Genomic DNA, 11,437 nt, shown 5'->3' with positions numbered 1-11,437 from the left:
CGCGATTTCTTCCGGCATTACTTCGAGAATCCGCTGCACGGTTCCATTCCCATCGGTTGGGGCATGGGGCCAACACTCATTGATTGTGCACCGACTTGGGTAAAGTGGTACTATCAACATGCCACACCGAACGACGAGTTTATTTGCGACGTATCGGGCGTGGGCTACATCTATCCACCGGATTGGGCGACAGCCCTTAAGAATCGGGATGCGGCCTTTCGCTCCTTCTACGATCTCACATGGCAATATATGAGGCGTATGGACATGCACACGCTGCGGCTGATGGGGGTGGATGCAGAGGCCATCGCGAAGGTGGCAGGCAACTTGCCGCAGGTCTCTTTTATCATGGCGGACTACGGTTATCAGGGAGAGCGTTCTTACGACCGGCTGACATATCGGCTGCCGAGCGGTCAAGAGGTGTTTCGTGCCGTTACCAGCGGAGGCAGTGGAGAGACGCTTGCCAACGAGATACGCCAGCGCATAGGGGATGTGCGCCCGGCTTTCATCAACGTTTTTGTGATGAACTGGAGCACAAAACTGGAGGACTTACGCGATATGCTTAAAATTTTAGGGCCGGACTACGTGGCGGTGACGCCCTCGCAGTTGGCCGCATTGTATCGCGAAAGCCTCTCCACAACGACCTCCGCACGCTAGCAGTTGACTAGCACCTTCTAAAGTCTGCAGCTTGCCCTTGCTGTGGTTGTGGCCGGTTGGGTGATGAAACTATTGACGGGCTGCCTTCAGGCCGAAGTCAGGGGCTGAGGGTATGTCGGAGGCGCATGGGGGAAGGATACATCAATCATCTTAAAAGAAGGGAGGTTATATACTGAGGGCTAGGGCGACTTAGGCTGTCCTCTGTCGCCTTACAAGGCGACATGGAGAGACTTCATAGATATAGAGGATGGAAACAGAGGCTTGCGCGATGGAGTAGTAGTATATGGAGGTGAGGGAGGTGGTGGCCTATCTCGGCTTAGGTTCGAGCTTAGGCGATCGGCTACGGAATTTACAAACAGCCCTCAAGCGACTGGCCAAAACAGGCGATATAACCATAGAGGAGGTCTCGCCGGTTTACGAATCGCCCCATCTAGGTAGAGAGCCGGAGGATGCAAGCCGTTACCCTCCGCACCTCAATGCGGTGATAAGAATACGCACTTATCTGTCACCGATGGAGCTGCTTGAACAGATACAACGCGTTGAAGCGGAGGGGGGAAGAGAGCGGAACATTTCTTGGGGGCCGCGCACCATAGATATAGATATTCTGCTATATGCGAACGAGAGGATAAAGACGGAGCTTTTAGAGGTGCCTCATCCCGAGATGTCGAAGCGGGCCTTCGTGGTTATCCCGTTGTGGGATATCGCCGCCGACCTCATTCTGCCGGACGGGCGTGAACTAGGGCAGCTTGTAGCCAGCGAATGCATTCAGCGCCAACCTTTGCGCCGTTACGCGCAAACGCTGGCAGGATGGCAAGGAGCTTAGAGAGAATGCAACAGTTTTTTTATGAAGCCGTTGATGCAACAGGCAAGACCGTTGTGGGCAAGATAGAGGGGCGAGATGCTTCAGAGGTGCATCGGCGTCTACAGCAACAAGGCTATCGTCCTGTCTCATTAGCACCGGCCTCTCCGAATAGTGGTCTGTCGAATGCTTTTGATGCCACCCGTCTAACGGGGTTGGAGCCGGCGCCCATGCAGCGGTCTCAGGCGTTCAACGAGCCTGTTGTGTCGAGAGTACCGATCTCAACGCGCTTACAAGAGGTTGGAAACGAGCCTCGTAAGGTCGTGTTCACCGGCAATGCGGCACGCCTACAGGCAACGGCCAAATCGCCTACGACGCGCCCATCTCCACAAAGCTCCTCTAAGCTCGGCGGGGTTAGCACGCACGATCTGCTGGTCTTCTTCCAGCAGTTCGCCACGTTGGTTCTCGGTGGCCACACGCTTTATAATGCGTTGGAGGAGTTAGGGCGGCGCACGCCCAATAGGAACCTAGGCCTGGTAATTAGGGAGATGATGACGGCGGCACAGGCGGGAAGGCCTATCTCTGAGGTTATGAAGCGCTACCCGCGCATTTTTCCCGAGCACGTTACGGGCGCGGTGGCTGCTGGGGAGCTTGGTGGTTTTCTAGATGTGATGCTGCCGGAGATAGCGCAAACCTACGAGCAAAATATCGCCCTCTATCGCGGCTCGTGGTTGCCGAAGTTGCTTGCGATCAGCGCTCTGTTTTCCGTGGCTATTGTCATTCCCTTCTTCCCCTCGCTCTTCAGCAGCATGGATTACAAAGTAGGGCTTATGCTGTATCTTAAGCGTGTGGCTTTCATCTATCTGCCGGCTGCCGTAGGCCTTTTGCTGCTGGCCGTCAACATAGGGCGTTGGATGCAGTTGCCGGAGTATCGCCGTTACCTCGATGCGCTGGCTCTGAAGACACCGCCCTTTGGGCTGTTGCAGCGGCAGTTTAGCTTGGCCTGCTTCACGCGGACGTTGCGTCGGCTCTATCATGCAGGGGTAGCGCCCGGAACCGCATGGGAAAGCGCTGCTGCAGCCACCCCGAACGCGATTATGCGCGAACGCCTTCTTCAAGCTGCCGCCCTCATGCAGCGCGGCGCTTCGTTTCCCGAAGCCTTTCAGGCCACAGGTCTCTTTACAGGGCAGATCGAAAGCCTGATTCTTACCGGCCATCAGGCAGGACGGGTGCCGGAAAGCCTCGACCAGGTTGCCGATTACTATCAGAATCTGGTGCTCGATAGCACCGGTAAGGTGCGCCATGCCATGCTTCATATCGGCATAACCGCCATGCTCGTATTGGGAGGAGGCGCCTTTCTCTGGTTTGTCTACTCCTATTTTAACGGAATGTTCCACTTTGTGGACAAGTATTTCGGAAGCTAGGAACCTTCCGAAGAGGAGGCATTACCATGCCGACATATACCTATCAGGCTAAAGACGGACAGGGTCGCCTGTTAGACGGCACTTTGGAGGCCGAAAACCTTGCGGTGGCAGCGGAGCAGCTGCGGCAGATGGGCTATGCGCCGACGCGTTTGGAGCTATTACAATCCCCTATGCCGTCGCAAACGCTTGAACTGGCAAGCCCTTGGAGTAATCAACCCGCATCGTTAGCGCCCCTTTCCGAGCCAGAGCCTACGCAAAACCTGCCTATTCAACCTTGGGAACGGGGCGGGCCGGTGGCCCCGCCGAATCAGACCATAGTGGAACCAACCCAGTCCGTGGCGGCGCCAACGCTTTCTATGAACGCCCCGCAAAGCGCCGGCTCTGCAGCCACCGTGGCCTCTGCCGCCTACCCGGTGCGTGAAAGAGGGGTTATAGAACGCTCCGGTGGGCTAAAAAGCTCTTCGCTGTATCAGCGCTTCCTAGAGACCTGCATCTACCCGGTTTGGAGCGGCGTGTTCCTTGGGAACATGGTGGAGTTCTACCGCCAATTCGCGGCTCTTATCAACGCGGGCATGTCCCTCTACCAGGCACTGAGCGCTCTAGAAGCTAACACGCGGAATGGGCAGCTAAAAAAGGTTATTCGCGACATGAAGTTGCATGCCGAGCGGGGCGGAAGACTGTCGGAGGTGATGGCGCGTTACCCATGGATATTTCCGCAGATGCATGTGGCGATGGTACATGCAGCGGAGCAGGGGGGCATGCTTGACGACGTGTTCCGCCAACTTGCCGAGTATGTGGAGCACGAAGTGGCGTTGCGACGGGTGTTGCGCATGGAGACCTTCTATCCCAAGCTGGTCATTTTTGTTGCCTTCATGATACTTGGTCGTGGCTTTTTAGGCACGAACATGCCGGCGATCTCCGAGCTTGTGCTAAGTGGGCTTGGCAAGGCACAGTATTCGTTTCTTCAATATCTCAACGACACGGTGGTTTTTGGGTTGGAGCTGCTTCTGCCCTTCGTGGCGTTGGTGATAATCTTTCGGCTCTTCCTGTTCAACATAAAGGGCGTTCGAGAGGCGTACGACACCGTGAAAACGAGCTTGCCGGGGCTGGGCAAATTGGTGAAGACGTTTGCGACGGCGAAGTTTCTCCGAACCTATGCGGCACTTTACCATGCCGGCTTTCCTATGTCGGAGACGGTGCGTATTGCCGGGGAGGCCAGTGGGAACGTTCTATTAAGAAACGCCGCCTTGCAGGCCATGAGCCAAGCCCAGTGGGGCGGTGCGGTCTCCGATGCTTTGCATCGTTCGGGGTTTCTCGATCCGGTTGCTCTGAACATGCTCCGAACCGGTGAGGCGAGTGGGAATTTGGAGGAGATTCTGCAGAAAACCGCCGACTATTATGAGCAAGAGGGGCAGGTTAAAGCAAGGCAATGGGCTATTGCTGTAGGTGTTATCGTGTTTCTGTTTGTGGCGATCATGGTGGGCATGTTTATTATCCGATTCTACGGTGGTTACGCTGCCGGCGTCACCTCGGCGGGAGGCTAAAGCAAGTGGAGGAGCATGGAGAGTCCATCTAAAGACTATTACGCCATTTTAGGTGTAGCCCCTTCGGCCGACGTCAAGGAGATAAAGCGGCGCTACCGTGAGTTGGCATTGCGTTATCACCCCGATGTAAATCCAACCCCGGAGGCGGCCCGCAAGATCACCGAGATCAACGAGGCCTATGACGTGCTGAGCGATCCGGAAAGGCGCTCTCGTTACGATACGGAGCGTCTATTCATGGCCACACGTCTGCAACAACCCTCCGCCCCTTCCGCCAAGCCTCGTACGGCTTCGACGCAGAAACCCTCTACCTCTGCCTCACGGCCGAAAGTGGATTTCAACGGCTTTGGGCGTGTGGTGCACGAAGAGACATCCTCACGCCCGCGGCAGGCGCCTTTCGCTTCACAAACAACCGCAACCAGCCGCGCGGCAAGGGCGGAGAAGTTTCTGCATGAGGCCCAGGTTGCGTTCTACACGCGGCGCTATGCAGATGCGGAGCGCCTCTGCCGACAGGCCATCGCGTTGAACGTGACGCTATCGCCCGCCCACGAGCTGCTTGGTGATCTGCTGGCACGGCGCGGCGACAAGGAGAACGCCATAGCCGCCTACTCCTACGCCGTGCAGTTTAACCCCAACAACCACCAGGCACAGGCTAAGCTCGAACGCCTCACCATCAAGGAGCGCTCTCGCAGCGCAAGGCCACGTGTAACCCTCTCGCAATCGCATAGAGTCTCCGTGTGGGAAGCCCTCGAGGGAATGGAACGCGAGGTATTTTTGGCTGTTGTCGCCGTTGCGGCCGCTTTTGCTCTGGCGTGCGTCTTCGCTCTGCTCTATCTTTTTCCCGGCGAGCGGCTTGTTTCCGACATCTCTTTCAACCTTATTTTTGCTCTGATATTCGGAGGCTTTCTCTCCGGGCTGCTTTTATCGCTGTATGGACGGCTGCACCCCCTATCGCAGTGCGCTCAGATTTATGTGAGCCGTCATAGAAAGTTGCCTATAGCAGCCCTACTTGCCTTCTTGGCCCTATTTTGGGTCGGGCTATCGTTTGCAGTCTACCTGCTGGGGGCAGCATGGCAATGGATTCGATTCCGGAGGCGTTTCTCTCGGTCGCTGCTGATGGTCTATGGCTGCGCTTTCCTGCTGTCGGCTCTGTTTTGGCTGATCTATCGTCCCAGCAATCCATCCGGCGGGGCTAGCTCTCTAACGCTTCTCATTGCCGGCAACTTTCTGCTGCCCACACTTTTGGCCGGCTGGAAGATAGGCGACCGCCTACGTCTTTACGGCAGAATGTCGGAGGTTTAAGGTGGCCGGTGTAAAGAAGGGGTAGGCCATAAAATATGAATGCCGTTGTTTCGCAGATAGACATCGAGGAGTATTGGCATGTCATTGAGGAAAGGCAAGCAGTTTGGAGCCGTGCCCCTCTTTGATCCGAAGGAGGGACTCCTGGTGCGTGCGCCCCAGCAGAGAGGAAAGGGCTGGTGGATGGGAGCGCCATCGGCCGCATTCGACCCGGCAACAGACACGTTTTATCTGGTCTATCGCGTGCGTCGCCCCGCCGAACTCGGGCGCGGGGTGGAATGTCGCATCGCTGCCAGCAGTAACGGAGTGACTTTTGAGGATATCTGGGCGATTTCCAAGGACTCTCTCAATGCGCTTTCGGTGGAGCGCGGCTCGCTGATACAGGCCCCAGATGGTTGTTGGCTGCTCTACCTGAGCTACGCCTCTGCCGCCGATGGCCGCTGGTACGTGGGGTGGATCGAAGCCGATGCTCCTGAAAATTTTGAGGCGAGCCATGTATCGCCGCTGTTCTCCCCGGATGATTTGGCATGTGAGGGGGTTAAAGACCCCTGTGCCTTTCTTATAGGACGTATGATCTACCTGTTACTGAGCTATGCCGTTCCCTTGCCCAACCTCACGGAAGGACAGAAAGCCATGCGCCATGCCACGGGGGATATCTACAACACGGGGCTTACCGAGTCGCGAAGTGCGGCGGCCATTAGCGGTGATGGGCGCCTATTTCAGTGGCTAGGAGATGTATCGCCACAGCAGGCGACACTTCTCCCCGCTAACTTGGAGAAAGGACGGCAATGGGACGGCTATTGCCGCCGGCTCGGCTCCCTTTTGCCCTTAGAAGAGGGGGGCTTTCTCGCCTTTTACGATGGAAGCGCTTCTGTGGAGGAGAACTATGAGGAGCAGACCGGTTTGGCGATTACGTTCGATCTACAACATTACCGTTCGCTTTCTCCACACGGCCCTGTTCTTCGCTCTCCTTATGGCAGTGGCTCCCTGCGTTATATAGACGTTCTGCCGGTGGGGAATGAGCTTTTCTACTATTATGAAATGGCCTGTGCGGATGGCAGCCACGAACTGCGCGTGAGCGTGGTGGAACGATAGCTTGAAAAAAGCTGGTATACTAAGCTCTGCTTTTGCAACATTAGGAGAAACCGTTTAAAGATGAACCTGTCTGTTTTGCGTTCCTACGTGGAACCGAGAATGCCTAAGTACCTCGGTGTTGCCTGCGGTCTGGTGGGCATCGCTCTACCGGTTGTCAGCCTGGCCGCCTCACCGAAACCTTCTGCCGTTTTGCAGAAGATGTTCGATCTCTACAAAAACGCGCATAGCCTTTCCATTACGGCGCGAACCTATCAAAAAAGCCTATCGTCCCAGCGAAAAGTGGTTACTTTTACAGTGGTGCGAGAAATAAAAGCAACCTTGCCCAATCGCTTCTATGAGCATTCCACCATCAGCGGCCCCGCAATGCCCCAGAAAAACGGCGTGGTGCGCATTATCTGCTCTGATGGGAAACAGACCACGCTTTACGATAGTGTGCAGAATATGTATATGCAAGAGCCTGCAGGGCCTCAGATAACGCCGGCCTTTGTGTTTATTCGCAGCATCGATCCTCTCCTGTTGGGCATTGATCTGAAAACAGCTCGAATAACGAAGACGCTGCAGTATCATGGGCAAAACGCCTACGTGATACAGGTAGGTCTGGCGCTGCGTCCGGATGTCAGCGCAGAGATGCGGGCGAAAGTGAAGCCTTTAGAGCTTACCGTGTCTCAGGGCAGCTACCACCTAATGCGCATTGTGGACCCTAACCAGGTAAACTCCGCCGTTCTTGGGCTTGATACGGAGATTTTGGATCAGCAGATAGGGGCAAATATCCCCGCATCCGTGTTTCACTTCGTACCGCCAAAAGGTGCGCGTCTGTTTAAGCCACCCGCTCCACCGGCGGGCGGTGTCCCCGGCGTCCCATCAAAACCGCGTCCTTAGGAACGAGGCTATCCGGAGTGCCAGAAGGACGCCTGCGCCTCTATATCGTTCGGCACGGTCAGACCATCTGGAATGAGGAAGGGCGAATGCAAGGGCATACCGATGTCCCTCTCGATGCCGAGGGACATCGGCAGGCAGAGTGTATAGCCGCTCGTCTCGCAGCCCTTCCTCAACCGCTGCAGGCCGTTTGGTCTAGCGATCTACAACGCGCTCGTGTAACGGCGGAGGCCATTGCACGCCGTTTCAACTTGCCCGTGCAGGCCACACCGTTGCTGAGAGAGACTATGCTGGGAGATTGGGAAGGGCTAACACGTGCCGAGATTGTGGCCCGTGGCGATAAGGCCCTCCTTGAGGCCTACGATCGCGATTCCTTTCACAATCGCCCTCCCAACAGCGAGCCGCTTAGTCATGTTTGGCAGCGTATGCTGCAGGTCCTACAGTCCATACGCGCGGCTTTTCCCTCCGGCGGACAGGTGGCCGTTGTGGGACATGGCAGCAGCCTGCGAGTTCTCTTCTGTAATGCGCTAAAAGCGCCTATGGAGTCTATGCCGCGTATCTGGGTAGATAACGCCTCCTTAAGCCTGATAGAGGAGGAACCACGAGAGCCTGAGCCGTTTGCTCGGCTGCTTTTGCTGAACGACACGTCCCACTTAGCAAGATGATACGCCCACTGCACCCGTTAGTCTATTTTCGCCGTAACCCGGCGAGAGTGGCGCCTTTGGTGTTTGTGATTATGCTGGCCGTGATGTTGGTGGCCTGTGTGGTTACCATTGTCGACTCGATCCAGTTGACCATCTATACTCTATATGGATATAATCGTTATTTAACGGGACTAACGCCTCGTAATGCCCTCGACATCCCTTCGGATCAAATAGAGCGCATCCGCAAACTACCCCAACTCGGTGCACTTTATCCGGCCCACTCTTACCAGGTGCTCATTAAAACCATCTTCGGCAAAATGCCTTTTCCTATTTTTGGGCTTAGTCCCGGCGGGCGTCGGATGCTTTTGGAGCGCAGCCATGTTCGGTTGATAGCGGGGCGAATGCCGCGGGAGGGGCAGCCTGAGGCGGCGATATCGGACGATGTCGCCCGTAATCTGAAAGTGCCTTTAGGCGGTGTGTTGGCGAACCCGAACTCTTTGGATGACTACGCACCCGTGCCTATCCGCCTTGTGGGGCTGCTGCACGGCTCGGTATGGCTAGGCATCACTTCAAAATCGGAGGTAGATAAAACCTCTCCGTTCAGTTTTGTCGGCTATTTGGCCTTCGCCCCAAACGCTTCACCGGCCGCTCAGAGAGCCTTAGATGCGGCTATCGAGCGAGTGGTAGATCATACCCAGGTGCGGGTTTGGCGCTTCGCCGATTTAGTTCATGAAACAGAGAGCGCTCTCTCTAATCTCTATCTTATTCTCAATCTGGCCATCGGCATTATCGTATTTGCCATCGCTTTCGTTTGTGGACTACTGGCCAACATCTATTTTTCGCAGCGTTTGCCGGAGATCGCCATGCTGGCGGCGATAGGCTATCATCGCGGGTTCTTGCTGAGACGGGCGCTTGGAGAGGTTTGCCTTTACTGTTTATGTGGCTGGGTTTTGGGCGGACTGCTGACGGTAGGCACACTCTGGATCATTCGGGCGGTTTTTCTCGCTCCCAAAGGGCTTCTGCTCGATATTTTTGACCCTACTGCTTTTGTTTTTACGCTGCCGCTGCCCCTCACCATTGCGCTCTTCGCTTTGGCCACAATCGCCTTCCGTTTGGCCTCGTTAGACCCCGTAAGCATCATTGAGCGCCGCTAGCGGGGCTGGCATGTGTTGGCGCGGAGCACCTTGCCGGCCAAAGCGTGGGTGAGCCGGCCGTTTTCTAGGGCGACGGTGCCGTTTACCAGAACCCACTCGATGCCGATGGGATAGGCATGAGGGTGTTCAAATGTGGCCGTATCTATCACCCTTTGCGGATCGTATAGGGTGATATCCGCATAGCAGCCTACTCGCAGAAATCCTCGATCGGTAAGACCCATTCGCGTTGCCGGAAGGCCTGTCATTTTGTAGATGGCTTCCGCTTCGGAGAGCACCTGTTGCTGGCGAACATAACGCCCTAGCACACGGGGAAACGTGCCGTAGACACGAGGATGAATCTGGTCTTGTAGAGAGCGCTCGTTTACCTGAGAGGCCACGGCGTCGGAGCCGATAGCGGTGTAGGGATGTTGCATTACGCGCACGATATCCTCTTCGCCGATCGAGAAGTTGATGGCGCTTACAAAGCCCTCCGTCTCAACGATCAGATCGAGTACATACTCGACGGGGTGTTTTTGGTTTTCTTGGGCTAACTCTGCAATAGAGCGGCCCTGCAGCTCCGGTTTGCCACGGCAGACCCCGAGCCGGATATTTTGCCAAGGCTCTAGGTCGTTCCATTCCGGATGGGCGGCAAGAATTTCGTTAACGATTTGACAGCGAAATTGCGGGTTTTTGAGACGGGCGGCCATCTCCTCGTTGGTGCCTTGTTGGGCCCAACGTGGCAGCGTTTGCACCACCAAAGAGGTCATAAAAGCGGGGTAGGGATACTGGTCGAGTTGGACATCGAGGCCTTCCGCACGCGCTCTATCTACCATGGCCAAGGTGATCTTGGTTTTGCCCCAGTTTTTTATTCCCTCTGCCTTATGATGAGAGAGTTGCAGGGGAACCTGGGCTTTGGATGCGACCTCCAAGGCCTCTTGCACCGATTCGACGAGGGTGTCGCCCTCATTGCGGAGGTGGGTGGCATAGATGCCATTGTATTTGCGCACGAGACTACAAAGGGCGGCCAGTTCGTTCACATCGGCATAGCCGGAAGGAAGGTACTCTAAACCGGAGGAGAGACCCCAAGCACCGGCTTCCAACGATTCTTCGAGGAGACGGCACATGGCACGCAACTCCTCGTCCGTGGGAAGCCTATCGGCCATACCCATCACACGTTTGCGAAGGGTGCCATGTCCGACTAGGGGAAGGAAGTTGGTGCCGATGCCGTGCTCTTCTAGGTAGCGGAGAAACTCGTTGAGGTTGCTCCATTCAATATGCTTGCCGTAGGCGGCGAGCCAACGCTGTTCGAAGGCAAAGAGAGGGTCATGAAGCGCTAGGCCGAGAGAGATGCCGCAGTTGCCGACGACTTGGGAGGTTACCCCCATGGCGATGGCGCTGGACTGCCACGGATTGAAAGGGGCCGAGATGTCGGAATGGGTGTGGATATCTATAAAACCGGGCGCCACATGCAAATTTTTGGCGACGATGGTACGCCGCGCCTTCGCCTGTGAGAGGTCGCCGATGGCCGCAATACGCTCGCCCACAATGCCGATATCTGCTTGGAAAGGGGCGGCGCCGGTTCCCTCGAAAAGCAGACCACCGGTGATAACGATATCAAACGAAGGCTCTGGTTGCATGCGGCTACCTCAATCAATAGATTAAAGGTGGGCAGAATGATCGGGAAGCAGCTCTTCTACGTGGCCGTCGTGAAAACCGAATAGCACGCGAGAAGCCAGCCCGTTGAACAGACCTACCTCTACTACTCCTACGATCTGCTTAAGCCTTTGTTCCAACTGCGGCGGGTCGGCAATCGCCTCCATGTGCATATCGTAGATATAGAGGCCGTCGTCGGTAAGATAGGGTTCGGGACTATCGGGCGCTTTGGGGCGCAGCAGCACTTTCTGGCAGAACCGCTCGAGGCGACGCCGCGTGAGGGTATGGCCAAAGGGAACGACGGCCACAGGGAGGGGGT

General features: G+C 56.0%; 10 protein-coding genes and 1 pseudogene. 9 read left to right on the top strand and 2 right to left on the bottom strand.

Features of this window, described 5'->3' with window-relative positions:
* From VKV29_RS10200 to VKV29_RS10160, 9 genes and pseudogenes are all read left to right on the top strand, one after another.
* A pseudogene (locus VKV29_RS10200) lies at positions 1-654 on the top strand (hypothetical protein); the annotation flags it as partial.
* Positions 655-937: 283 nt separating this feature from the next.
* Positions 938-1,477, top strand: coding sequence for a 2-amino-4-hydroxy-6-hydroxymethyldihydropteridine diphosphokinase (folK, locus tag VKV29_RS10195; RefSeq protein WP_324201198.1), 540 nt, complete (start codon positions 938-940; stop codon positions 1,475-1,477).
* Positions 1,478-1,482: 5 nt separating this feature from the next.
* Complete coding sequence (locus VKV29_RS10190) at positions 1,483-2,877, top strand: type II secretion system F family protein (RefSeq protein ID WP_324201197.1); 1,395 nt, start codon at positions 1,483-1,485, stop codon at positions 2,875-2,877.
* Positions 2,878-2,903: 26 nt separating this feature from the next.
* Entirely contained in the window at positions 2,904-4,421 is a 1,518-nt protein-coding gene (locus VKV29_RS10185; RefSeq protein ID WP_324201196.1) for a type II secretion system F family protein, read from the top strand.
* Positions 4,422-4,436: 15 nt separating this feature from the next.
* Entirely contained in the window at positions 4,437-5,720 is a 1,284-nt protein-coding gene (locus VKV29_RS10180) for a J domain-containing protein (protein WP_324201195.1), read from the top strand.
* A gap of 78 nt (positions 5,721-5,798) precedes the next feature.
* The gene (locus tag VKV29_RS10175; RefSeq protein WP_324201194.1) at positions 5,799-6,812 is read left to right on the top strand and encodes a hypothetical protein; all 1,014 of its coding nucleotides are present in this window, start codon (positions 5,799-5,801) and stop codon (positions 6,810-6,812) included.
* A gap of 60 nt (positions 6,813-6,872) precedes the next feature.
* Entirely contained in the window at positions 6,873-7,691 is an 819-nt protein-coding gene (locus VKV29_RS10170; RefSeq protein WP_324201193.1) for a DUF2092 domain-containing protein, read from the top strand.
* Positions 7,692-7,708: 17 nt separating this feature from the next.
* Positions 7,709-8,353, top strand: a complete 645-nt coding sequence (locus VKV29_RS10165; protein ID WP_324201192.1) for a histidine phosphatase family protein — start codon at positions 7,709-7,711, stop codon at positions 8,351-8,353.
* Positions 8,350-9,486, top strand: a complete 1,137-nt coding sequence (locus VKV29_RS10160) for an ABC transporter permease (protein ID WP_324201191.1) — start codon at positions 8,350-8,352, stop codon at positions 9,484-9,486. Before VKV29_RS10165 ends, VKV29_RS10160 begins: the two co-directional genes overlap by 4 nt.
* On the opposite strand, the gene VKV29_RS10155 is transcribed toward VKV29_RS10160, so the two are convergent.
* Both VKV29_RS10155 and VKV29_RS10150 read right to left on the bottom strand, forming a co-directional pair.
* Positions 9,483-11,102: a D-aminoacylase gene (locus VKV29_RS10155; protein WP_324201190.1), complete on the bottom strand. Its 1,620-nt coding sequence runs from the start codon at positions 11,100-11,102 to the stop codon at positions 9,483-9,485. The two genes, VKV29_RS10160 and VKV29_RS10155, sit on opposite strands and share 4 nt — an antisense overlap.
* A gap of 21 nt (positions 11,103-11,123) precedes the next feature.
* A partial coding sequence (locus VKV29_RS10150; protein ID WP_324201189.1) for a ribose-5-phosphate isomerase A occupies positions 11,124-11,437 on the bottom strand: 314 nt, incomplete at its 5' end.

It is taken from the genome of Chthonomonas sp. (assembly GCF_035294165.1).
Classification (GTDB): domain Bacteria; phylum Armatimonadota; class Chthonomonadetes; order Chthonomonadales; family Chthonomonadaceae; genus Chthonomonas.
Note: the sequence above shows the minus strand (reverse complement) of the source record. Positions and strands in the feature narration are given on the sequence as shown.